This is a genomic window from Acinetobacter sp. TTH0-4 (genome assembly GCF_015602665.1).
Classification (GTDB): Bacteria; Pseudomonadota; Gammaproteobacteria; order Pseudomonadales; family Moraxellaceae; genus Acinetobacter; species Acinetobacter albensis.
In genome coordinates this window covers 702645-727721 of the sequence record NZ_CP059079.1, presented here as the reverse complement: position 1 = coordinate 727721, position 25077 = coordinate 702645, and the positions used below count along the sequence as shown (strand labels likewise).

The 25077-nt window shown below is 39.3% G+C and carries 27 protein-coding genes; 9 read left to right on the top strand and 18 right to left on the bottom strand.

Annotation, left to right across the window (positions count from 1 at the left end):
• Positions 1–7 precede the first annotated feature (7 nt).
• Positions 8–1129, top strand: a complete 1122-nt coding sequence (locus H0S58_RS03370) for an NAD(P)/FAD-dependent oxidoreductase (RefSeq protein ID WP_195727143.1) — start codon at positions 8–10, stop codon at positions 1127–1129.
• On the opposite strand, the gene H0S58_RS03365 is transcribed toward H0S58_RS03370, so the two are convergent.
• The 3 genes from H0S58_RS03365 to H0S58_RS03355 all read right to left on the bottom strand — a co-directional run bounded on the left by H0S58_RS03365 (position 1115) and on the right by H0S58_RS03355 (position 3560).
• Positions 1115–2023, bottom strand: a complete 909-nt coding sequence (locus tag H0S58_RS03365; protein ID WP_195727142.1) for a TIGR01777 family oxidoreductase — start codon at positions 2021–2023, stop codon at positions 1115–1117. The genes H0S58_RS03370 and H0S58_RS03365 overlap by 15 nt on opposite strands.
• A 69-nt stretch (positions 2024–2092) precedes the next feature.
• Positions 2093–2536, bottom strand: coding sequence for an ABZJ_00895 family protein (locus tag H0S58_RS03360; RefSeq protein WP_053578547.1), 444 nt, complete (start codon positions 2534–2536; stop codon positions 2093–2095).
• Between the two features lie 400 nt (positions 2537–2936).
• Positions 2937–3560: a LysE family translocator gene (locus tag H0S58_RS03355; protein ID WP_053578548.1), complete on the bottom strand. Its 624-nt coding sequence runs from the start codon at positions 3558–3560 to the stop codon at positions 2937–2939.
• 210 nt (positions 3561–3770) lie between these two features.
• On the opposite strand from H0S58_RS03355, the gene H0S58_RS03350 reads away from it, so the two are divergent.
• Complete coding sequence (locus H0S58_RS03350) at positions 3771–4226, top strand: DIP1984 family protein (protein ID WP_195727141.1); 456 nt, start codon at positions 3771–3773, stop codon at positions 4224–4226.
• 246 nt (positions 4227–4472) lie between these two features.
• Here the strand turns inward: H0S58_RS03350 and H0S58_RS03345 are convergent, their stop codons facing one another.
• Positions 4473–4664 carry an NF038215 family lipoprotein gene (locus H0S58_RS03345; protein WP_195727140.1) on the bottom strand — a complete coding sequence of 64 codons (192 nt, stop codon included), beginning with the start codon at positions 4662–4664 and terminating at the stop codon, positions 4473–4475.
• 184 nt (positions 4665–4848) lie between these two features.
• Between H0S58_RS03345 and H0S58_RS03340 the strand changes: the two genes are divergently transcribed.
• From H0S58_RS03340 to H0S58_RS03320, 5 genes are all read left to right on the top strand, one after another.
• Positions 4849–5397, top strand: coding sequence for a TetR/AcrR family transcriptional regulator (locus H0S58_RS03340; RefSeq protein WP_195727554.1), 549 nt, complete (start codon positions 4849–4851; stop codon positions 5395–5397).
• A gap of 12 nt (positions 5398–5409) precedes the next feature.
• Positions 5410–7062 (top strand): MFS transporter, encoded by a 1653-nt coding sequence (locus H0S58_RS03335; RefSeq protein WP_195727139.1) that lies wholly within the window; start codon positions 5410–5412, stop codon positions 7060–7062.
• Between the two features lie 67 nt (positions 7063–7129).
• A complete protein-coding gene (locus H0S58_RS03330) occupies positions 7130–8260 on the top strand; it encodes an HlyD family secretion protein (protein ID WP_195727138.1) in 1131 nt (376 codons plus the stop codon).
• Between the two features lie 54 nt (positions 8261–8314).
• On the top strand, positions 8315–9196 hold the full coding sequence (locus H0S58_RS03325) for a 1-aminocyclopropane-1-carboxylate deaminase/D-cysteine desulfhydrase (RefSeq protein ID WP_195727553.1): 882 nt from the start codon (positions 8315–8317) through the stop codon (positions 9194–9196).
• A 55-nt stretch (positions 9197–9251) separates the two neighbouring features.
• Positions 9252–10451 carry an NAD(P)/FAD-dependent oxidoreductase gene (locus H0S58_RS03320; RefSeq protein WP_195727137.1) on the top strand — a complete coding sequence of 400 codons (1200 nt, stop codon included), beginning with the start codon at positions 9252–9254 and terminating at the stop codon, positions 10449–10451.
• A 194-nt stretch (positions 10452–10645) separates the two neighbouring features.
• Here H0S58_RS03320 and H0S58_RS03315 read toward each other — a convergent pair whose 3' ends face one another.
• From H0S58_RS03315 to H0S58_RS03305, 3 genes are all read right to left on the bottom strand, one after another.
• On the bottom strand, positions 10646–10822 hold the full coding sequence (locus H0S58_RS03315) for a hypothetical protein (RefSeq protein ID WP_171256837.1): 177 nt from the start codon (positions 10820–10822) through the stop codon (positions 10646–10648).
• 73 nt (positions 10823–10895) lie between these two features.
• Entirely contained in the window at positions 10896–12590 is a 1695-nt protein-coding gene (locus H0S58_RS03310) for a mechanosensitive ion channel (RefSeq protein WP_195727136.1), read from the bottom strand.
• Positions 12591–12815: 225 nt separating this feature from the next.
• A complete protein-coding gene (locus H0S58_RS03305) occupies positions 12816–13148 on the bottom strand; it encodes a hypothetical protein (RefSeq protein ID WP_195727135.1) in 333 nt (110 codons plus the stop codon).
• Between the two features lie 285 nt (positions 13149–13433).
• Between H0S58_RS03305 and H0S58_RS03300 the strand changes: the two genes are divergently transcribed.
• A complete protein-coding gene (locus H0S58_RS03300; RefSeq protein WP_053578556.1) occupies positions 13434–13856 on the top strand; it encodes a hypothetical protein in 423 nt (140 codons plus the stop codon).
• Positions 13857–13924: 68 nt separating this feature from the next.
• Here H0S58_RS03300 and H0S58_RS03295 read toward each other — a convergent pair whose 3' ends face one another.
• Entirely contained in the window at positions 13925–14686 is a 762-nt protein-coding gene (locus H0S58_RS03295) for a ferredoxin--NADP reductase (protein WP_092717411.1), read from the bottom strand.
• Between the two features lie 85 nt (positions 14687–14771).
• Here H0S58_RS03295 and gigC point away from each other — a divergent pair, with 85 nt between their 5' ends.
• Positions 14772–15653: a LysR family transcriptional regulator GigC gene (gene gigC, locus H0S58_RS03290; RefSeq protein WP_195727134.1), complete on the top strand. Its 882-nt coding sequence runs from the start codon at positions 14772–14774 to the stop codon at positions 15651–15653.
• A 37-nt stretch (positions 15654–15690) separates the two neighbouring features.
• On the opposite strand, the gene H0S58_RS03285 is transcribed toward gigC, so the two are convergent.
• From H0S58_RS03285 to nuoH, 10 genes are all read right to left on the bottom strand, one after another.
• Positions 15691–16413, bottom strand: a complete 723-nt coding sequence (locus H0S58_RS03285; protein WP_195727133.1) for a cold shock domain-containing protein — start codon at positions 16411–16413, stop codon at positions 15691–15693.
• A 124-nt stretch (positions 16414–16537) separates the two neighbouring features.
• Positions 16538–16831, bottom strand: a complete 294-nt coding sequence (locus tag H0S58_RS03280) for a cold shock domain-containing protein (RefSeq protein ID WP_053578560.1) — start codon at positions 16829–16831, stop codon at positions 16538–16540.
• Between the two features lie 84 nt (positions 16832–16915).
• The gene (gene upp, locus H0S58_RS03275; protein WP_053578561.1) at positions 16916–17551 is read right to left on the bottom strand and encodes a uracil phosphoribosyltransferase; all 636 of its coding nucleotides are present in this window, start codon (positions 17549–17551) and stop codon (positions 16916–16918) included.
• Positions 17552–17672: 121 nt separating this feature from the next.
• Complete coding sequence (gene nuoN, locus H0S58_RS03270) at positions 17673–19166, bottom strand: NADH-quinone oxidoreductase subunit NuoN (protein WP_053578562.1); 1494 nt, start codon at positions 19164–19166, stop codon at positions 17673–17675.
• A 3-nt stretch (positions 19167–19169) separates the two neighbouring features.
• Positions 19170–20774, bottom strand: a complete 1605-nt coding sequence (gene nuoM, locus H0S58_RS03265; RefSeq protein WP_171250347.1) for an NADH-quinone oxidoreductase subunit M — start codon at positions 20772–20774, stop codon at positions 19170–19172.
• 7 nt (positions 20775–20781) lie between these two features.
• Entirely contained in the window at positions 20782–22677 is a 1896-nt protein-coding gene (gene nuoL / locus H0S58_RS03260) for an NADH-quinone oxidoreductase subunit L (protein ID WP_195727132.1), read from the bottom strand.
• Entirely contained in the window at positions 22674–22982 is a 309-nt protein-coding gene (gene nuoK, locus H0S58_RS03255) for an NADH-quinone oxidoreductase subunit NuoK (protein WP_067726428.1), read from the bottom strand. The genes nuoL and nuoK overlap by 4 nt, the downstream gene beginning before the upstream one ends.
• Entirely contained in the window at positions 22982–23500 is a 519-nt protein-coding gene (gene nuoJ / locus H0S58_RS03250) for an NADH-quinone oxidoreductase subunit J (RefSeq protein ID WP_171256841.1), read from the bottom strand. The genes nuoK and nuoJ overlap by 1 nt, the downstream gene beginning before the upstream one ends.
• Complete coding sequence (gene nuoI, locus H0S58_RS03245; RefSeq protein WP_053578567.1) at positions 23500–24042, bottom strand: NADH-quinone oxidoreductase subunit NuoI; 543 nt, start codon at positions 24040–24042, stop codon at positions 23500–23502. The genes nuoJ and nuoI overlap by 1 nt, the downstream gene beginning before the upstream one ends.
• A gap of 18 nt (positions 24043–24060) precedes the next feature.
• Complete coding sequence (gene nuoH, locus H0S58_RS03240) at positions 24061–25077, bottom strand: NADH-quinone oxidoreductase subunit NuoH (RefSeq protein ID WP_053578568.1); 1017 nt, start codon at positions 25075–25077, stop codon at positions 24061–24063.

Below are 25077 nucleotides of genomic sequence, written 5' to 3'. Positions count from 1 at the left end.
ACAAGCTATGAAAATTGCCATTATTGGAGCAGGCATTAGCGGTCTAATGTCGGCTTTAGAGCTTGTGGAACAAGGATGTTCTGTCATTATTTTTGATCAAAAAAGTGCTGGGAAGGCAGCCTCTTGGGCAGGCGGTGGTATTCTTTCCCCAATGTATCCTTGGCGATACGATCCAGCAGTCAACCTACTGGCACGCCATGGTAAATCATTGTATATAGAATGGAATCAAAAATTAAAACCTGTTTCAGGCATTGACTTTGAAATTCAAGAAACAGGCATGATGATTTTTGATGAAGCAGACTTTGAGCAGGGTTTAAACTATGCACAAAAGTTTCAACAACCTATGCAGGAATGTCATTATTTACACCAAAATCAAATCAAGCAAATCAATCCTTTAATTAGCACTCAATTTCAACACGCGCTTTATTTTCCACAGATCGCCAATATTCGAAATCCACGCTTGCTTCAATCGATCACACGTTATTTAAAACAACACCCACAAGTTGAATTGATTGAAAACTGTTGTATTCATCAGCTGAATAAAGTGAATGGCAAAATTCAGTCTGTGACCGATCAAAATTATCAACACTATTTTGCAGACCATTTTGTCATATCAACAGGGGCATGGTCGCAAATGTGGTCAGCACAACTGGATATTGAGATACCCATTCGACCTATTCAGGGACAAATGGTGTTATTTAAAACCCCACAAAACTGGCTACCAAGCATGTGTATGAATAAGGTCATGTATTTAATTCCTCGTGCAGATGGACATGTGGTATGCGGTTCAAGCATGTCAAATTGTGGGTTTGATATCACACCAGATGCGCGAACAAAGCAAACGATTTTGGATGCTTGTTTTGAAATGGTTCCTGAATTGACAAAATATCCGATTGTTAAGCAATGGGCTGGCCTTAGACCAAGTTCTCCGCATGGCGTACCTTATATTGGAAAAATACCGAATATCAATAATCTATGGGCAAATTTCGGACATTTCCGTAATGGCTTGTGTATGGGGCCTGCTTCCGCACGTTTATTAAGACAATTGATTCTTAACCAACCCACACTGGTTGATCCTGCACTTTATAGCGCAGAAAGGTTAAACACTGATCTTTTAGCGATGCCGTAAAAGATCTTGTAAGGCAGCTTTCAAATACGGATATTCAAATTCAAAACCTGCCTCTAATAAGGCTTCCGGTTGCACATACTGACCATTCAAAACCAGTTGTGATTGTTCACCCAATAGCATTTTCAATATGACACTGGGCAGCGTTAGAAGTGGTTTTCGCTGTAATTGCTGCGCGGCGATTTGTGCAAACTTTGCTTGATTCATTTTTTCTGGTGATACGACATTAAAGATTTGAGCTTTGGTTTCATTGATCATTAAAAACTCAATAGCGCGTAATATATCTTGAATATGCACCCAAACCACTGGTTGTCGACCGTGTCCAATTTTTCCAAATAAATTCATTTTTATCGGTAATAACATTTGTGGAAGAATCCCACCCTTCCCAGCAAAAACAACCCCGAAACGCACAATTTTAGTATGTTGCGATTTAAAATTTAAAGCTGCATGCTCCCAAAGCTGACATAATTCAGACATAAAAATAGATTGCGGTGCAGATTGTTCTGTACATAGGCCTGACCATTGTTCTGATGGATCAATACCATAATAGCCAATTGCGGAAGCCGAAATAATTCGTTTGGGGAAAATCTGTCTTTTTTCGAGATAAAGATAAAGTTGATCGGTCATTTTAACCCGACTTTCAATTAATTGTTGTTTTCGGCGCTTTGTCCAACGTGACTGTCCAATATTCTCGCCTGCAAGATTAATTACATAATCAATTTGATCTGTTTTTAGTTCATCTAAATGCTGAATCCAAGTGAGATTCGGATGATCGGAAGAATTTTTTTTCTGTCGAGATAACCCTATCACGCCATAATCACGTGCCAATAAGTAAGGCACTAAATAAGAGCCAATAAAACCACTCGCACCGGTAATCAATACATATGATTTTTGCATTTTATGATCTCACTGTTCTTCTATCTATAGATCAACTAAAGTGAAATTTCAAGCATCGCGCAAATGATTTTAACCAAACATCTTATCGGCCATGCGCTGTGCTTGCTTGCCATAAAACCAGTAAGTCAAAATATAAAGCGGAATTGCGATAAGTAAAAACATGATGAGTACTACACTCATAAACTGTGGATTTTTGATATATAAAAGAAAGTTTTGCCAAATATCGGGATCACTTTTGGCGAAAATTAAAAGACCAACCAGTAAAAAAAATACGTTATAACCCCAAAAAATAAGGGTAAATCCGAGTGTTATTTTTTTTCGTTCTTGATCAGTAGGTGCACGGTGTTGCTGTTTTAAAAATTTGTAAAGAACTAAAATCATCGCCATTAAATAAGGAACAATCGTTAAAATCCCCCCCATACCTGTTGGCAATAGCGCAGCCAATACGCCACAAATGCAGGTAAATATAAAACAAAATAAAAAAAACCATAAAAAATATCGAGTTAAAGACACTTTGAACCTGTTTGAATCATATGATGATCATCAGTATAGAAAAAAATGAGTTTTTTTTCACTTTCTTGTCAACCAATCTGTAAATGTCTACGTTATATAGAACATGAAGTTCATAAATCCGCGAATTTGGACTGGCATCCACAATATTCTCGGTGAACTTTTCCTAAAGCAATAAACTTAGTTTTAAGTTTTGGTACAGTCAGCAGCCTTGCTAAACCTTGAAACAGATTTCTTTGACCGACGATTTCACCATCACTCGAATCGTCGGTCTTTTCTTTTTTACGATTTGATTTATTCTGAATTCAAGTATTTAAAAGAAATATAACTGATTTTTTTGTTCTGTTTTTTTGCAAGTTTAACAATTTCAAAACGACTAAACTGCGGTCGATAGTCAAGCAAATTATTTCATACCAAAAATGAGTTTCAATCCTAGTAAAGTCATCACACCACCCGCAATACGGTCAAAAATAACTTTCGATTTTAAATACACTTTTCTTGGTCCTTCTGCTGACAACACAACAGCGACCAATGAATACCAACTGGCATCAATAAAAAAACACAAGACAGGTAAAACCACATAAAAATAGCTCGGAATGTCTTGAGGCAATAAGGCAGTAAACACACTGGCTAAAATAATGGCAATTTTTGGATTACTTAATTGCGTGATCAAACCTAAACGATAAGCCTGCGCATAACTCATCGGTTGTACATCACCTAAAGTATTTTGCATCGGCTGTTTCGCATGTTTAATAATTTTATATGCTAACCACAGTAAATATAAACCACCACATACTTTCAAAAGCAAATATGCAGAAGGTACAGCCAACAAAACAGCTTGTAATCCCATAACAGCTAAAAAGCCAAACAATGCGGCCCCAGTTCCCGTACCTAAAGCTGTAAATAAACCATGTTTACGTGAAATCGCAATTGAATTTTTCGCTACATAAATAAATGTTGGACCAGGACTAATCGCGCCTAACATCAATGCCAACGTAATTGAGCCTAAGATAAATAAAGATTCCAAAATTTATACCTAAATTTATGCAGGAAATGGGTTGTGTAATTCTACGTGTTTTAGATGCTGATTACCCTAACATTTTATCTTTCTTTTTCATCAGAAAATAAAATGATTTCTCACTATAAAATTTCAGATACAAAATAGAATTGCCCAGCAGCATCATTCATTGCAAGATGATGAGTAAAATTAAATAGTCGATCTGAATATAGGGAAATAATGAAACTTGCAGAAGCTCTTCTTCTCCGAAGCGATTTACAAACCAAATTGGCATCCTTGCAACAACGAATCAATCAAAATGTTTTGGTTCAGGAAGGCGATCAACCCAGTGAAGATCCCAATGTTTTGTTAAATGAAGCTTTTCAGGTTAATACTGAGTTGCATCATTTGATTCAACGCATTCACGCGACCAATGCGCAAGCCAAAACCAGCAATGGTCGTATATTATTAGCAGTATTAAATGAACGTGATGCACTCATTAGCCAACATCGCATTCTACAACAAGCAATTGATCATTCACGTCGTGACAACGCACGTTATAGCTCAAGTGAAATACGCTGGATTAAAGTCATTACTGTGAGTGACTTACAAAAGCAAGCAGATGAGATAAGTGCTCAATTACGTCAAAATAATTTAGATATACAAGCTTCTAATTGGCAAATTGATTTGATCTAACCAAATTCGTAAAGAATGACAAATATATAAGCGTGATTCTTTACTCACAAGTTCGGACATATTGGGCGAGTACAAGACCTTTTTTACAGTGGGTAAGGTTTCAAATAAGACAAACTGTATGCAAGAAGTAAAACGTCTACTTCAAATTTTTCACTCATCTGACGTAGCACTACGCATCTGTTACTTCTTACATTGCACTCTTCACTACCCTGTACTGACAATATGTCCACCCTCTTCTGTTCTAATTTATTCACGAGTTGGACTTTGGGTTTCTAAGGCACTCAATCGAGCGGTTTTATAATCATGATCATGCACAGGCATGCCACCAATGATCATGGTTCTCACTTCTGTTTTAGGTTTATTGTAGTCATTTTTTACATCACATGCTGTGAGCAGCAATAATAGACTTATACATAAACCCATGGATAGTTTTTTCATTACATATCCTCTTTTTCGATATTATTCTATTTTTAGCTTAACATTAATAAGTAGTTAAGCATTATTTATATATATTTTAAATTCAATATCTTATGATATTATTACAAATAAATACAAAGTATACTATTTACACTGGACAAAAATGTCCGCTAAATATTCAAACAGTTTTATTCATCTATTCTTTATGTCAACACGTCAAGAAAGTGCGGTACAAAATCGTCAAATTTTTCTAAATGCAGCTACTGATATATTTCGTCTACACGGTATCAATGCGCCTTTACAGTTGGTCATTAACCAAGCCAAATTAGGACGCGCAACATTTTATCGTAATTTCAAGGATCGTCGGGCTTTAGTATTGGCTTTAATTGAGCAGGCTTTAGAGCGTCTAGAAAAAAAAGCGTATTATTATTCGCAATTTAATGATGGTTTCGTTCAATTAATTCAAAGTCATATTGATCATCTTCCTGACTTAACTGCTCTCATGGAATATTGGCGAGTGATAGAACGTTCTGACCCCATTATGATCGAAATTTATCAACGCCGTGATTCGATTTTACAACCGCTGATTGATAAAGCGATTGCGCATAAAATATGCCGTTCGGATCTGACTCCCAAAGATTATGCCATGCTAACCGCGATTTTACGTTCTTCATTTCAAGGTTTAACAGATTATGAACAACGGGCTTTAGCAAGCCGAGCAATTGATTTATTATTGAATGGTATGCGGGCTTAAGCAGGGATCATCATGGCAAAAGAACCACGTCTCCTCGAACCTGCTCCAGACTGGACACCCGAGGAACAACCCACCCTGCCTGGCTCTCCCGCAGTCATTGCTCATTCATTGCGTAAAAAAATCCTTTATTTTTTGATTGGGGTTTTCATCGCAATTTCAGGTAGTTTAAGTAATGGTTTTATCACTGCCAATTTGCCACTCATTCAGGGAGAGTATGGGTTAACTCCCTCCCAAGCTGCATGGATTCCTGCGGCTTATGTCATGGCTAACATGAGTTCGAATCTCATTTTATTTAAAGCACGCCAACAATATGGGCTGCGACTATTTTCAGAAATTGGTCTAGTGCTTTTTATTCTTGTTTTAATGTTGCATCTGTTTGTACATAATTTTGAAATGGCATTATTTGTTCGCCTAATCAGTGGAATGGTGGCTGCGCCCTTAAGTTCATTGGGTATGTATTATATTATGCAGGCTTTTACACGTGCCAATTTTGGTCGTGGTATTTATCTTGCATTTGGTTTTCAACAACTCGGTATGCCACTCGCATGGATTATTTCTCCAGCCTTAGTCGATGTAGATGATTGGGCTGTGCTTTATACTTTTGAACTCGGCTTGGCACTCTGTTGTCTTGCAATGGTGGTTTCACTTAAATTGCCTCGTAGTTTAAGAATAGCTACCTTTGAAAAACAAGATTTTTTCACTTTTTTCTTACTGGCGCCCGGTTTTGCTCTGCTCTGTATTGTACTGACACAAGGGCCTATTTTATGGTGGTTGAATACAGAGTGGCTTGCATATGCCTTGATTGCTGGATTTGTACTCATTGTAATTGGCTTAACCTACGAGAATTTTCGTGCTAATCCCTTAATTATGACACGCTGGTTAGGTACCTCATCTACTGTTCGTTTTATTATTGGCGCACTTGCCATCCGCTTTTTAATGTCAGAACAAAGTTACGCTGCGGTAAACTTTCTCAAAACCATGGGAATGGGACCAGACCAATTTGTATCCTTCTATTTAGTCATTGCTCTCGGAATTATTTCAGGAACTATTTTCAGTACCGTTACTTTTTCTAAGGAACGAATTAGCTGGCATCTGGTTTTAGCTGTGGTACTGGTTTTGATCGCATGTGGTCTAGATTTACATTTAACCAGTGACGTTCGGCCAGCCAATTTTTATCCGAGTCAGTTTTTAGTGGGTTTTGCCAGTGGTGTATTTATTGGGCCTTTACTTTTAACGGGCTTTATTAATGCCTTACAGAAAGGCCCTTCTTATGTACTCACTTTTATTGTGCTGTTTTCTGCGACCCAAACTTTCGGCGGTTTACTCGGTAATGCTTTTTTTTCTAGCTATCAATATATGAGAACTCAAAATCACCGTATCGAGATTATCAGCAAACTGCCACAAAACAGTCCTTTGCTTACTCAACAGCTTGCAGTCTATCAACACAATGCAACAACCTACACTTTAGACCCCGTATTACAACAAAATCAGGCCTTACGCAGCTTAAATCAGACAGTAAATCGTGAAGCCCAAGTACGTGCATATAATGATGTTATTGCGTTAAACGGCATTTTTGCCCTGTTACTTTTGCTTTGGGGCAGCTTTAATATTCTAAAAAGTCAATACTTGTTGCGAAAACAACCATTCAGCTCAGATACATCCTAAGATTATTTCATCTTCTCAGTCTGATTTAATTTGCCCCGTACGCTTCAATATTTTATGAGAAAATAATATGTCAAAGGATCAAGAGACTCCAGAAAACACAGTCGATGCTGCTCAAACGCAACCCGTGGACACTTTACCAGCACCATCGAGTAAATTAATTCCAACGGCGAAGCGTACTCTCATCTTGATGTTTTTTATTTTACTAATTGGGATAAGTATTATTCTATGGGCATGGAAAATTGGGCCTTTTCAAAATGAAATAGAATCGACAGATAACAGCTATATTAAGGGTAAAACGACTATTTTATCTTCGCAAATCAATGGATATATCAAAGATGTGCAGGTCAATGATTTTGATCATGTTAAAAAAGGTCAGGTGTTATTGCATATCGATACTACCACTTATGACCAAAATATTACTCAGGCTGAATCGGGTGTAGATCAAGCTAAAAACAATTTAGCCAATCAAGCACAAACCATTCAACAACGTCAGGCAGATATTCTTGCAGCTCAAGCCAAAGTCGAACAGACTCAAGCAGCTTACGCACTTTCTTCGACACAATTAAAACGTTATCAGCAATTATCGAATAGCGGTGCAGTGTCAAAAGCTGAACAAGACCAAGCCGCAGCAGATGTAAAAAATAATTTAGCCTTAGTTAAACAGGCAGAGGCAAATGTTTTGGTGGCCAAGGAGGCGCTGAAAACTGCGGAAGTGGCGAAAAAAGGTTTAAATGCTCAAATCACAAGTGCCCAAGCAAAACTCGACCAAGCCATGACGACTAAGGACTATAGTGTAATTACAGCCCCCATGGATGGTCAGCTTGGAGAGGTTACTCCTCGAGTGGGACAATATGTTGCTGCTGGTACACAATTAATGTATCTCATTCCTGCAAAAACATGGGTCATTGCAAACTTTAAAGAAACTCAAATTACTGATATGCATATTGGTCAAAAAGCATGGTTTCATGTGGATGCAATGGGGAAACAAAAATTTACAGGGAAAGTGGAGGAGATTTCTCCTGCCGCAGGCTCTGAATTTAGTGTTCTTAAACCTGACAATACTACAGGTAATTTTACCAAAGTAGTGCAACGCATTTCAGTGCGTATCGCGATTGATTCAAATCAACAAGGAATCGAGCGTTTACGACCAGGCATGTCGGTAGTGACTTCTGTGGATACTCAATCTGATGTTAAATAATCAAAATTTATAGATATTGCTTCGGGAAACAATAGTCTGATGAATCATCCAGCCATCTTTGACCAAATTGCACAATCTGTGACTTATCAAAAGTTGAATCTTAGTGCTCAACTTACAGTGACAGTTAAACGCTTAGACCAGATTCATCCCTATATTTCAGGCAATAAATTTTTTAAATTAAAATACAATTTCAGTGCAGCACACCATCTAGGTTTAAAGCAAGTCCTGACTTTCGGGGGGGCTTATTCCAATCATATTGCTGCCACCGCTTATGCGGCTCATTTATTGGGAATTGAAAGTGTTGGAATCATTCGCGGTGAAGAACTTGCTCATCAGCCACTCAATCACACGCTCAACCTTGCAGCTGAATTGGGGATGCAACTGCATTTTGTATCTCGTGAAAAATATCGGCAAAGAGATCAACCTGAGTATCTAACAACGTTAACACAACAATTTCCTGAATATTTTATTATTCCTGAAGGTGGAACCAATGCACTTGCGATCCAAGGGTGCAAAGAAATACTCTCTCATGAAGATGTACAAAATTATGATGTGATTTGCTGTGCAGTTGGCACAGGCGGCACAATTTCTGGGCTCATTGAAGCCAGTTCAGCACAGCAAACGATTTTGGGATTTTCTGCCTTAAAAGGCGATTTTTTAAAACGTGATATCCATAAATGGACGCAGAAAACAAACTGGCAACTGACCGATGCTTATTGCGGTGCAGGTTATGCAAAAACCACACCCGAGCTCTTAAAATTTATGCAGTCTTTTGAAATAGAGCATGCTATACCCCTTGAACAAGTGTATACCGCTAAAATGATGAAGGGCATATTGGATTTGATTCAACATCATTATTTTCCGTACGGTTCACGTATTTTGGTCATACATACAGGCGGATTACAAGGCCGTACAAATCACAGAGATCAAACCTGAAATTGAGTGTAAAATTGTCTATAATGCCCTGCTTTTATCTCCCATGAGTTTGTCCATGTCTACAAATCAGTATGATGTCATTGTTTTAGGTGCAGGTGCATCAGGTTTGATGTTGGCATATATGGCAGCCCAACGTGGGCGTAAAGTTTTGGTCATGGAAAAAGCCAATAAGGTCGGTAAAAAAATTCTCATGTCTGGTGGTGGAAAATGTAATTTCACCAACCTGTATGTCGAACCTGAAAACTTTATTTCTCATAATCCCCATTTTGTCATTTCCGCTTTAACGCGTTATACCAATTGGGATTTTATTGGTTTAGTGGGCGAACACGGCATAGAGTATGAAGAACGTAAACATGGCCAGCTTTTTACCTTAAATGGTGCCAAAGAAATTTTGGCGATGCTCTTGGCTGAATGTGAGAAAACAGGCTTAGTTGATATTAAGACCAGTTGTGAAGTCAAGAATGTCAGCACTCTAGATGATTCAAATTTTCAAGTGTCCACTTCGATGGGTGATTTCCAATCAGAATCTGTCGTGGTCGCAACAGGTGGCTTATCTATTCCAACATTGGGCGGGTCAGGAATTGGATATGAAATTGCCAAACAGTTTGGACATCATATTTATCCAACGCGCGCAGGCCTAGTGCCTTTTACTTTTTCAGATCAATTTAAAGAAGTCACCACTCGTTTAAGTGGCAATGCCGTAGATGCGACTTTATCCAATGATTTAAATAGCTTTACTGAAGCTTTGCTGTTTACACATCGAGGTTTAAGTGGCCCAAGTTCATTGCAACTTTCCAATTATTGGCAAGTCGGCGAGCGTTTTAATATTAATTTTCTGCCTTCTCTTGATCTCATTGATTTATTAAAAGCAAAAAAAAACAGTCAACCCAAAGTGCTGTTACGTACTTTACTCACTGAATATTTACCTAAAAGTGTAGTTTTAGAATTACAGACCCTCGTTTGGGCGGAATTTGCCGATATAGCGATCGGTAATTTAAGCGATGAAAAGCTTGAACACATTGCACAACGTTTACATCATTTTGAAGTAAAACCTTCAGGAACTGAAGGTTATCGTACAGCAGAAGTGACCTTAGGCGGTGTTGATACCACTGAAGTATCGTCAAAAACCATGGAAAGTAAAAAGCAACAAGGTTTATATTTTATTGGTGAAATACTCGATGTTTCCGGACATCTAGGCGGATTTAACTTTCAATGGGCATGGGCATCGGCACATGCTGCTTCACACTATGTTTAATTATCAACAGTAATAGAATGCCTAGATTCTAACTCCACATAGGGCGTCTACAAGATGTAATTCGCCCTCGTCATTTTTTAAAACAGGCCATGCTATTTGACATTTCCTTAAAATCTACCCGCCTTGAAACCACAGCGCTATATTTTTAAAACAAAGCCTTTACATGACTATAAACAGAATATATTTAAGAACATTTAATGTTTTGAACTTTCATCTACAGGCGCTTGATCTGTTAAAGAATCATGAGGTTCAGCTTCATTTTTTTGCTTGGATTTACCAAACACAAACTTATAGGCACTAATAAAAAATCCTGCAGTAATGCCAGCAATCACAATAGGAGCTAAAAACTTATTGGGTTGTTTTTTTGCCATTATATTCACCTATTTTATATCAAAAAAAAGATCGACCAACTCAGTGTGATCGATCTTCGGTTAAAATTACAGGTTATTTGAGGTCATCCTGAGGACGAATATCAATATCTTTTTCCGCTTCACCTGTAGAACCATACGGATTATTGAATGGTTTATGTGCAGGATCGACATCTACTTCAGTTGGAAGCGTATCAATATGGTGATACTCATCGGTAATAACACTTGAATCGACTTGCTCTGTCAAAGGTGCAATATCTTGCTGTACAGATGGCTCATGATGTGGATTCGGTTCTTTCGCCTTTTCTTTAGCTTTATCAATTAAATTGGTCAATACTCGTTCAGCAGGCTGACGACCACCTAGACCGAAGGCTATTGCAAAAGCAACTGCAACTGCACCTAGCGTTAAACCGAAAGCAAGGTTAACAATTGAATCGGCGATACCCATAGCACGTAAGCCCATAGCGACCACTAAGCCCATAATCAGGATACGAACTAAATTGGCCAACCAACGTGAACTGTTGTATTCACCGCGACCAATCACATTTGCAACCAAATTGGCTAACCAGAAACCCACCATGAAAATTACAGCGCCCAATAATATATTGGCACCAAAATGGATAAACATCGAAATCAATCCACTGACTTGCTCAAATCCAAGACGGTTTGCTGCTTCTGACACTGCAAATAACATGGTGAAGAAAACAATCAGATAACCGACAATACATGAAACTTTGGTGGTTCCTAAAAAGCGTTGTACATCAAGTTTGGCAGGAATTTCATCCACACCTGTACCAGCAACAACCTCAACCACCAAATTGGCCACAAAACGTGATACGACATAAGCCAAAATTAAAATTAGGCCTGCTGCTATAATATGTGGAATCGCATTCATAATTTCATACAACATCGCAGTCGCGGGTTGTGAAATTGCGTCTATGCCTAAAGCTTCAAATGCAATAATTAAAGAGGTAATAATAATAATGGCAAAAATAAACGAACCAAGTACTTGCGGTAAATTAGAACTTTTAAATAAGCCAATTTTTTGCGCTTGTTGTTGTAAATTTAAACTACGAATTAATCCTTCAACAATACCACGTACAATTTTTGCCAGAATATAACCAACAAAAACAATAACACCTGCAATGAAAATATTAGGTAAGAATGAAACGACATCATTCAACATATTTTGTATTGGGAATAATAATCCGTTTAAACCTAAAATCGAAAGTACAATTGGCAAAAATAGAAGTAAAATCAACCAATAAACAATATCACTGATATTCTGGCTAATTGGACTTACACCAACATCTGCACTTAATTTTTCATCTAATTGTGTTCGATCAAGCAGTTTTTGCAGTCCAACTTTGACCAAATTTGCGACAATCCAACCAATAAAACCGACTACAATCGCAGCTAAAAGCTGTGGAATAAACAATAAGAATTGCTGGAGCATATTACTAAAAGGTCCACTCACGCTGGTGAGATTTAAAACATTTAATGCTCCAACCAAGGCAACAATCATGACTAACCAGAAAATGACACGTGAAAGAATACTTTCAACATTGGAACGATGCCCTGTTGTACTTGAGAGTTTTTGATTTGTGCCTAATTTTTGTAAAACTTTTTTAACCGCTGCCGCAAGTATGAGGGCAACAATCCAACCAATCAGTAAAATAGCAATAGCAGATAAAATAGGATGAAATTGATTCCAGTAATACATGGCATCAAATTCGCCGCCTCTAGGGCCTCCAGAAAAATATTCATTCATATTGTCATTTCCTTTCGTTATTACTTATTGAAGTTCTGTAGCGTGCGTAATAGTCGCACTGTTATGTGAAGTGACCTAAATTCTCGATTATGTTATGCACAACCTTAGATTTAGTATGTTTCTTATTCAAGACAAATCAGCATAAATACAACAAAAGCGCACATCAGATTGCACAAAGCCCTCATCTTTTCAGATCGGGGCTTGAGGTATCATTTTATAAGATGATTAATTGGCTGAACGGCCTACGCCAACATTGTCAGCTGCATCTTTAATCGCATCACTTTCATTTGCTTCTGTAGCGGTATCCACACCCGTTGCCACGGCTTCATTTTCTGGAATTGCAGTCGTGCTGTTATTTGGAGTTGCGGGTTGAGCTGATGGATTAGGATGGCCGGGAGGTGCATCTTTAACATCAGGTTTAGGGTCTGCAAACATGTACGCCAGTAACGCGAGTAAGAAAACACCCACCAAAATTAAAATATAAACAGGTAAACGTTTCTTTTGATTCTTTTCTTCTGCACTGGTGACATGAGGTAGTTTATTAAAATCATGTGTCATGTTTATATCCCCTCTAATTTCTAAATAAGTATATTGACTTATAAACTGTAGCAAATGCACTGACAGCATTGTGTATAAATGCATAGCAACATGGTGAAAACATGTAAACTTTTCCTATACTTTTTCAAACTAAATTCTTATTCAGATGATCATTCATCACCGCATCTTTTTCCAGATAATGTTAAATTACCCTTTTACCTCATTAAAGCTTAATCCAGCTTTAAGTGCTGAAAACTCTAAAATGAGCTATAATTGTGCACCTTGTTTTTCCTGCTGCTTAAGTTTATGGCGTATCGTCAACAATCTGTAACGCTTGATCTGGACACAGACGTGACTCATCAATGTTGTTTACATTCCACACGCGATGAACATCTCATTGGTATTATTGAATTTAATAAACCAAGTTATGTGCTGAAATGGGGTGATTTAGAATATTTTCGACGTCGTACTGAAGAATTTTCAGTCATGCCCTTCCCTGAGTGCATCAATGCCATGGTGATTGATATTCGAAATATTGCACCTTTCTTAGACAATGAAGTTCCTATTATTCCTTGGCGTTTATTAGAAGAGGAATGTCCAATTCGTCTAGTAGTACCGCAAGATCGTTTGGAACATTATTCAGGTTTGTTTGAACCGACGTGGCTCACCAGTGATGTTGAAACCGCTATTCAAGAAATTCGTGAATATATCGATATGTTTGTCCATTAAAAGGAAAGAATACCTTTCCTTTTACCTTAAGTTTTAAAAAGTTTAATTTGCCTATTTTTTCGTTAATTTTACCAATAATTTTCTACTGCGATATTCCCTTCACCTCGACGATTCATTTTTAAACCGCGTGCTTTTAATGCTTCTTTGGTGTCCTCGACCATTTGTGGATTTCCACACAGCATAATATGACTGGTTTCAGTGTTAAATTGTAGACCAGTCGCTTGTTCTAATTCACCATTTTCAATCAATACAGGCAAACGTTCATGTAAGGCAGAATGAGGGTCGCGGGTAACAATTGGGATAAATTTAAAGCCTGAGTGTCCTTCCCCAAAAGTTTGAGCAATGTCTTGAATACGTTCGACATACGCAAGCTCTGAAACCGTTCGAACACTGTAGACCAAATAAATATGTTTATATTTAGACCATGTTTCAAAGTCTTGTAGCATTGAAATAAAAGGTGCTAAGCCTGTTCCCGTTGCCAGTAACCATAAATCTTGAGGCAAGGGTAACTGATAACGTGCCAACGTTAAAAAGCCATAAGGTATTTTTTCTAAATAGAGTTCATCGCCAATTTGTAAATGTTGCAAATTTGAAGTAAATGCGCCATCGGGAACCACAATTGAAAAAAATTCCAAAGTTTCATCAAAAGGTGAGGACACCACTGAATAGGCTCTAACCACCAGTTCATCGCCGACTTTAAGTCCAATACGGGCAAACTGGCCTGCGGTAAATTTAAAATGTGCAGGTCGGGTCATGGTAAAACTGAATAAGGTATTGGTCCAGCGGTGTACAGATAAAACTTTTTCTAAACTAAATTTTTCACTTGACATGATTTCAACGTGGCATGAAAGACTATGCTCATGGTAGCATGACCACATAATTTATTAATAATTTTTAAATGTTAAGGCACTATTCATGCGCATGACTTTACGCCAGTTGGCTGTTTTTGTAGCAGTCGCTCAAGAAGGCACAGTAACCAAAGCCAGTGATGCCGTAAAGCTCACCCAAAGCGCAGCCAGTATGGCTCTAGCCGACTTAGAAGATGGTTTGGGCGCTCCCCTCTTTGACCGCTTAGGTAAACGATTACAACTCAATGACTTAGGACGATTTTTATTACCACAAGCTTTAGAAATTCTGGGACGTTGTGATGCTTTCGAACAAGCTGCAAAAGGTGAGTTACAAAGTATTGACTTAAGACTTGGCGCAACACTAACGATTAGTGATTACCTGATGCCTGACCTGATGGCAGAGTTTTTACAAATTCAACCACAAGCGCATCTACAGCTTCAAGTTGGCAACACTCGCCAAATGATTGAAGCCGTCAACCAGTTCCAACTTGATCTTGCCTTGATTGAAGGTTCTTGTCATTTACCCCAATTACAATGTATTCCTTGGCGTGATGATGAACTTGCCGTCTGTTGCGCACCTACCCATCCTCTCGCACAATTGGGCCGCAATGTAACAGCAGCAGATTTCGATCAGGTGGAATGGATTTTACGCGAAGAAGGTTCAGGAACACGTGAAGTTTTTGACCATGCTATTTTAAAAGATTTACCTGATGCCAATATTCGTTTGACCCTCGGTCATAATGAAGCGATTTTGAAAATTGTGGCTGGCGGTATTGGAATGTCATGTATTTCGAGACTAGCTATTGAACCTTTAATTGAAAAAGGACATTTGGTGATTATTGATACGCCTTTTTGGCAATTGGCCCGTCCTTTATTTATGCTAGTCCACCGACAAAAGTATCAAGGTCCGGGTTTAAAAGCTTTTATTCAATTCTGTGAAAAAAAATAAATCATCAAATTAAAATGCGCTTAAACAGCGCATTTTTTTAGCGTCTGAATTGACGTTCACAAGGTTCACCATCATGATTACCGTCCATTTGAGTTCCAAGACAGTGTCTTAAAAAGAATACTGCTTCGTCATAAGAACGCATTTGTGAACAATGCGTACGCCCGTCACACTTAAATGCTGATACCGATACTTGAGGGTACTCCTTTTCTGTAATAGGACTTCCTTTTACTGCAACAGATTGATTGGATCTATTCTCTAAATGCGCTTTACCTTCTTTAGACAGCACATGATCCGGTAAATTACCCAAAGCTTGCCGCTGTTGTTTCACTATCTGTGCTTGTTCATGCATCAATTGCTGTGCTTTTAATAACTGAGTCTGCCTATAAGCCTGATATTTGTTATACACCACTACTGACAATACTAGGATTAGCAATAATCCAATCACGGTGAATAGATAAGATATGCGACTCCTTTTTTCTCTAAACCTTGGCGAAGCCTGTTGATTAGATAGATTTTTCTTCACATCGTAATTTGATTCTTTTATCTCTTCTTTCAAATCTAATCGAACAATCTGATCTGCTTTTAATTTGCCATGATCTTCAACAATAGAAAATCTCAGCTTCTCCCCAATTTTAGGTGCAATATGTGCATTTGGAAAATCATGAATATGAAAAAATAGATCTTTTGCTTCACCTTGAATTGAAATAAAACCAAAACCACGCGCTGTGATATAACTTTTAATTTCCCCCTCAACAAACATAACGCTCTCTTATTATTTCAGTCTTATACATAGAATTATAATAAAAAAACGCCATTTAGGCGCTCTTTTATACGTATAAAATTTCATTCTAAATTAAAATGTAATCCTATATGCGTTACCACAATCAGCGTCTAAAATTAGATAATAATGATGTAGTAATCGATTTATTATGTGTCGAAACTTTTGCTTTTTTTGCTTTTGCAGAAGTGTCTTCAACACGTTCTATACGTACGGCCTTAAACTTTTCTCCATTCTCAACTACCAAGAATTTTACACGCTCATTGCGTTTAGGTTCACCTTCTGCGGCAGGGAAGTCTGAAATGTGGAAAAATATATCTCCATCCATTGTACCGATAAAACCGAAACCTTTTGCAGGGTCATACTGTTTAATTTTGCCCTGTTGAAATTCATCTTTCATGCTGCTGCCTTATTCTCAAAACGCCATGTGTACAGTATATAAAAAAAGAGGCTTTAAAGCCTCCCTTTTGATCAAGTTCAAAAATTAGTCTTTTTGCACAGAACCAAAAATTTTATCACCCGCATCACCTAAGCCCGGTACGATATAACCCTGCGCATTTAAACCGTCATCAATCGAAGCGGTAAAAATAGTCACATCTGGATGTAACGCTTCTACGCGCTTAATCCCTTCTGGTGCCGCCACTAAAACCATGACTCGAATATCTTTACAGCCACTTTCTTTTAGAACATCAATCGCTGCGACAAGAGATGAACCCGTTGCCAACATTGGATCGATAATCATAGCAATACGGTTTTGTACATCAGGAACCAATTTTTTATAATACGTACGTGCTTCTAAGGTTTCCTCGTCACGTTCTAAACCCAAAACAGATACTTTCGCACTTGGAATCAGATTTAAAAAACCATCCAACATGCCAATACCTGCTCTTAAAATAGGTACAACTGTGATTTTTTTACCTGCAATGCGCTGCGTGGTGACTTTACCATTCCAACCATTAATTTCATGATCAATCACAGGTAAATCTTTGGTCGCTTCGTAGGTTAAAAGCATCGTCACTTCTTGTGAAAGTTCACGAAAGTTTTTGGTACTAATATCTGCACGGCGCAGTAGACCCAGTTTATGTCGAATAAGTGGATGTCGGATTTCATGAATAGCCAAGGGAGAGCACCTAAAAGATGAAATAAAATTTTGCTTATTATAAGTGGTTTTTACGCGCTATATAAACAAAAAGCCCCCTATCTCAGGAGGCTTTTTATTAAAAAATAATCGTTTTTTTAGATTACTGTTGTGAGAGCATGAAATGCAGTGGCGATAAAATCTCGGCTTGAAGTGCCATTTTAATCACAGGGTCAGGATAGACACCTATGACTAATACAGCCAACGCAGCAGCCAATACCATCAAACCACCGACTTTTTGGCCCCAGTGTTTATCGGCATCAATACGTGGTGTATCTGGCGGTGTCATATACATCACCACCATAACACGCAAGTAATAGTACAAACCAATACCTGAACCGACCACAATCATGGCAGCAAGGAACCAGTGATGCGTTGTAACTGCCGCCATCACAATCAGGAATTTACCAATAAATCCTGCGGTCAATGGAATACCTGCCAAAGACAACATCATTACAGTTAAAGTGGCCGTTAATACTGGACGACGCCAGAATAAACCACGGTAATCTGCCAAGCTTTGTGCTTCATCCACATTATTATATGGACTAGACATCAGCGCAACTGCACCAAACGCACCAATCGTGGTCAATACATAGGTAATCACATATACCGATACGCTACCCAGACTTGCAAAAGTCATGCTGACTAAACCAATCAACAAATAACCAAAGTGTGCAATCGATGAATAACCCAAAATACGTTTTAGGTTCACTTGACGCACAGCAAGGAAGTTACCGACTAAAATCGAAAGCACCGCAATAATCGTAATAATCGTTACGATTGATTCGACTAAAATTGCACCTGAAGTTAAGAGATAACGAACAAATAAACCAATGGTCGCTACTTTTGCCACAGTCGCAAGGAAAGTTGCAATAGGGGCTGGAGCTCCAGCATAAACATCTGGTGTCCATTTATGAAATGGCGCAAGAGACAATTTAAACGCAACCGCAAAAATGATCAGGCCTAAACCTAAAATCACCATCGGTTGTTGAATCGCTTGCATTAAAGCTTGAACATTGTCATAGAAAGACAAAGAACCTGTATATGCATAAATATAGGCCATGCCCATCAACAACATTGCCGAAGCTGTTGCTGATAGAACCAGATATTTAATACCGGCTTCTAAAGATTGTGAACGCTGATGGGTATACGCTAACAAACCATAGATCGGAATCGACATCAACTCAAGGCTAATGAAGAAAGATGCATAATGAGAGCTTGAAACCATGAGCATTGCACCCGCAACCGAACATAACATTAAAATGTAAAGTTCTTCACGGTTATCTTGATAGCTTTCGATATACGCATGCGACAAGGTACAACATGCCAGTGCAGCAACAATAATCACCAACTGATAGAGCATGCTAAATGGATCAACCATAAACATACCCATCACATTCGCAGGTACAAATGACCCACCGAACATGGCGATTAAAATATATGCTGCGGCAAGGTTTAAACCCACCACAGATGCTGTCGCAATTAAATTATGATTTCGTTTAATGGCAACGAGAATCATCACCACGATCGCAGTTAAAGCCACGATCATCACAGGAGCCAAAGGCATTAGCTCAGAAAATGATATTGTGAAGTTCATGGCTTATTGGATCTCCACATTTTGTTGTGATATGACTTGTTGAGTCACATCGACAACGTCTTGAACTGGAATATAGCTATTGGCTAACCACGCCATACTTGAGTTTGAAATATCAAGAAAGCTTTGTGGATAAATCCCGAGCCACAGTAGACCAAACGCACAAATCAATAAGATCGTAATTTCACGCGCATTCAAATCTTTAAGCGGAAGAGTATAGTGCTGTTTCTGCTCTTCATTCGGCGTACCAAATAAAGCTTTATGAATCAGAATTAAGCCATAAAGACCTGCCATCACTAAACTGATTGCAGCCAAAATGGTAAAGGTTGGGAACTGACCGAATGAACCCATTAAAATCAGGAATTCACCGATAAAGTTACCTAAGCCCGGAATACCGACCAATGCAGCAACAAAGAACATGAGGAAGAATGACAGGTATTGGAATTGACCTCGAATACCACCCATTTTTCGTAAGTCACGTGTATGTAAACGCTCATACACTTGACCACACATAATGAACAATGCAGCAGAGGATAAACCATGTGCCAACATCATAATCATTAAGCCTTGGAACGTTAAAATATTACCCGCGTAAAGTGCAAGCAATACAAAGCCCATATGCGAAATAGAGGTGTAAGCCAATAAGCGTTTCATATCGGTTTGTTGGAAAGCACACCAAGCACCGTAGAAAACACCAATTAAGCCTAAAATGATGGCAATGTCAGCAAACTGTGCAGATGCGGCTGGAAAGAACGGAATCACAAAACGAAGTAAACCGTATGCAGCAGTCTTAATTAAAATACCTGCTAAGTCGACAGAACCCGCTGTTGGTGCTTGAGCATGTGCATCGGGTAACCAACCATGTAATGGAAATACAGGAAGTTTTACAGCAAAACCGATAAACATACACAGCATTAAGGCATAAGCCACTGACGGTAATTGCGCATCGAGTGTATTTGCGACACCTAATAGATAGTTATAATCGAATCCGATCATCCCTGTCATCATGTAACCGTAAATCACCAAGCCCAAAATACCAATGAGCATGATTAAACCCGCAACTTGAGTATAAATAAAGAACTTAGTCGCTGCATAAACACGAGATTTACCATCTGCGCCTTTATGGCCCCAAAGTGCAATCAAGAAATAGATTGGAACCAGCATCATCTCCCAGAAGAAGAAGAACAAGAACAAATCAATTGCAAGGAATACACCGATCACCCCACCCAAAGACCATAAAAGGTTCAAATGGAAGAAGCCAACGTTCTTTTGAATCTCGCCCCATGAACAGCCTACTGCAATCACACCCAGTAATGCAGTTAAACCCACCATCAGTAAAGATAAACCATCCACTGCCAAGTGAATGTTAATACCCAGAGTTTGAATCCAAGGCAACATGAATTCGGCAGACCAAGTCGGAACTTTAGCGCCCATTTCATAGTGATAGGTTCCCGATTGCCAAAGGACAACCGTTAAACCTAGCGTTATAAGCATGCCGAATAAGGCAATATAACGCGGCATTTTGTCATCGAACTTGTCGACTAACCAACAAATAAAACCTGCAATGAATGGTACAAGAATCAGTGCGGGTAAAATCCAGTTGTTTGTGATTTCCATCTTATTTCCCCACGACCTGAATCACGATCAAGATCATCAGTAATACTACGACACCAAGTGACATACTAGATGCGTATTCACGCAATGAACCTGTTTGGCGCGCGCTTGTGAAGCTGTGACCACTTTTCACAATCGCAGGAAGCACCAACCATAAGCCATCAATTGGGTCACGACCGATAATTTTCGTAATCAGTAAATATGGCTTCACAAATACGATGTTATACAAGGCATCAAAACCAAATGCATTACGACAGATATTTGCAAGACCTGCACCCAATGAACTTTGAGCAAAAGTTTTTACTGCACCATATGCAAATGCAAATAAAATCACACCCACTACAAGACCAGCAAGCGCAATACCGACTGCGGTATGCTCAGCGCTGTGTACCCCTGCTTCAAGTGCTTCAGGAATAATAAATGCTGGAATTTTCGCAGAATTAAGAATTGCTTCTACAGGCGCTTTTAAGAAGTAAGCTAAACCAGTTGAAAGTACCGCTAAAATACCCAACGGTGCCCAATAAGTTGCGCCTTTAATCTCATGATACGGTGTATTTTCTTTACCAAAAAATACTACCCAGATTAAACGGAAAGTATAAATAGAGGTTAAGAACGCACCAGCAACACCAACCCAATATAAACTGTTATATACAGGAAGGTTGGCAATATGACCTTGCGCCCAAACTGCACCTAAAATCGCATCTTTCGAGAAGAAACCAATAGTGATGAATGGGATTGCAGCCAATGCACCGCCACCGATGGCAAAGCAAGCAAATAAGAATTTGTTATGTTTAAACAAACCACCCATTTTAAAGATGTTTTGTTCGTGGTGGTAAGCCATAATCACCGCACCAGAAGACAAGAATAATAATGCCTTGAAGAATGCGTGAGAAAGCATGTGGAATAAACCTGCTTGATAAGCTTCAGCACCCACTGCCATAAACATATAACCCAGCTGACTCATGGTGGAGTAAGCCAAAATACGTTTGATGTCTGTTTGAACCAAGGCAGCAAAACCAGCCACAATTAATGTGACCGCACCCGTGATCGAGATGAACATCATCACTTCAGGGGTCATTTCAAACACAGAGAACATACGGCAGCACAGGTAAATACCTGCAGTGACCATGGTCGCAGCATGAATAAGTGCAGAAACAGGTGTAGGACCTGCCATCGCATCAGCAAGCCAAGTTTGTAATGGAATTTGTGCAGATTTACCCGCGGCACCCAAGAACAGCATTAAAGATGTCCAGATTGCCAGTGAATGATCACCGGCTAATACCTGTGGTGCATTGGCAACGATTGTTCCAATATGCAAAGTACCAAATTGTTGATAAAGCAAGAACAATGCGATGAGTAAGAAAACATCACCGACACGCGTTACCGTAAATGCTTTGATTGCTGCAAAACCATTTTCAGGTTTTTCGTAGTAATAACCAATCAACAAGTATGAACATAGACCTACGCCTTCCCAACCGAGGAACAATAACGCCAAGTTATCGCCCAAGACCAACAACAACATGCTGGCCACAAACAAGTTGAAATAAGAGAAAAAACGCGCAAAATCTTCTTCACCACGCATGTACCATGATGCAAAAATGTGGATCAGGAAACCCACACCTGTGACCATGCCCATCATCAGTAATGATAGACCATCTAAATGTAAGCTCATACCGGGTGCAAATCCACCCACATTGAACCAAGTCCATAAATGTTGAACTTGAGCCACTGAGCCATTGGCGACAAAACTGAGACCAGCAATTAATGCAAATAATGCTGAAAGACCGACTGAACCTACACCAATAATCGCTGCAATCTTTTCCGGAAGCTTGTTACGCCCCGCCGCCAATAGGACAAAACCAATGAGCGGAAACAATACTGTTAAATATAAATAACTCATCCGCGCATCTCACTAGCAGCATCTACATCCAAATGATGGAAGCGATGGTAGAACTGAAGGACGATCGCAAGACCAATACATGCCTCAGCAGCCGCAAGTGTTAAAATCAGAATGAACATAATTTGTCCATCCGGTTGTAACCATGCACTACCTGCTAAAACAAACGCAAGTGCAGCTGCGTTCATCATCACTTCAAGGCTCATTAACATAAAAAGTAAATTGCGTCGCACCATTACACCGTAAAAACCGAGTGCAAAAAGAATGGTCGCAACGATCAAACCATGTTCTAAAGGGATGTTGCCCATTATTCTTTTTCCTTTTCTGCACTTGGTTCACGCTTGCCCAAATGGAATGCTGCAACCAAGGCTGCAAGCAATAACATCGCGGCAATTTCAACCAATAATAAATAGTGAGTAAAGAGCGCTTGACCGACTACTTTAGGTCCAATCACTTCAGTGCCCATGACAGGTCCTGCAGTGGTGTAATCTGAACTTAACATCCAGATCAATACCAAACCCATGAGAAAACTCATGAGTGCGGGATAGGCCCATGCAGATGAAGTGAGCCACTTACGTTCTTGTTCAACCGTATGTTGACCCAAGTTCAGCATCATGACCACGAATACGAACAACACCATAATGGCGCCAGCATAGACAATAATTTCTAATGCACCCGCAAATGGAGCACCCACAATCATGAACATACCTGCTACAGCAAGCAATGACACGATTAAACTCAGTAAAGCATGTACAGGATTCGCATTAGTAACAACACGAACCGTCGAGACAATGGCCACAAGTGCCATCAAATAAAATGGCCACATCATGGTAATAAGCTCCGTACATCTACAGGTGCACTTTCACGTTGTGCTTGACCTTTATCTTTACCTGTAACAGCCATACCCGCTACACGGTAGAAGTTATAGTCAGGATATTTACCAGGACCTGAAATGAGTAAGTTTTCTTTCTCATAGACCAAATCTTGACGAACATATTCACCTAACTCAAAATCAGGTGTCATCTGAATTGCAGTCGTTGGACATGCTTCTTCACACATACCGCAGAAAATACAACGCGAGAAATTGATACGGAAAAACTCCGGATACCAGCGACCATCTTCTTTTTCTGCTTTTTGCAGTGAGATACAGCCCACTGGACATGCAACCGCACATAGGTTACAGGCCACACAACGCTCTTCGCCGTCAGGGTCACGCGTTAAAACAATACGACCACGGAAACGCGGCGGAACAATCTGTTCAGCTGGCACTTCTGGATATAAAATGGTGTCACGTTTACGTGTCACATGTGAAAAAACCATCCACAATGAACGTACAATTGACCCGAATCCAGCTAGAATTTTATACATTTTGTACTCCCTGCTGTCCTAGGCCTGATTCATCAGAATCACAGCACCAGTCACTAGCAAGTTGACCAACGCCAATGGCAAACAAATTTTCCAACCAAAGTTCATCACTTGGTCATAACGTGGACGCATTAATGAGCCACGAGCCAAGACAAACATCATTACAAAGAATGCTGTTTTAATAATGAACCAGAATACAGGTGGAATAAACGGAATTTCTAAGTTGAACGGCGCAAGCCAGCCACCAAAGAATAAAGTCACGATCAATGCAGAGATAAGAACCACGTTGACATATTCTGCAACGAAGAACATCCCCCATTTCATACCGCCATATTCAACATGATAGCCTTCAGCTAACTCTTGTTCGGCTTCAGGTTGGTCAAATGGATGACGATGCGTAACTGCAACCCCCGCCACAATAAAGATGAGGAAACCTAAGAATTGTGGAATAACGAACCAAACATCACGTTGTGCTTCAACAATTTCACGCATATTGAATGAACCCGCAATTGCGACCACACCCATCAGTGAAATACCCAAAAACACTTCATAAGAAATCGTTTGCGCAGCAGAACGTAGACCACCTAATAACGCATATTTGTTATTCGATGCCCAACCACCAAACAGTACGGCATACACTGCAATACCCGCCATTGCCATAAAGAACAATAAGCCAATGCTCATGTCCGCAACACCGAGTGTTGGGCTAACAGGAATCACCATGAATGATAGCACTGCAGTTGCCATCGCCACTGCAGGTGCTAAACGGAAGGTCAGTTTGTCCGCAAATTTCGGTGTCCAATCTTCTTTAAACATGATTTTCAGCATGTCGGCAACAATTTGGAACATTCCTCCAGGGCCAACGCGGTTTGGACCATAACGGTCTTGCCACAATGCCAGTAAACGACGCTCGATGAATGACATCAATGCAGCAACCAGCACCACCACCAGTAAAATGACAATCGCTTGAATCACTGAATAAGCAATTGGCCAGTTTTCAGCCCAAAGCGGTGTTTGACGTATTAATTCTTGTTCCAT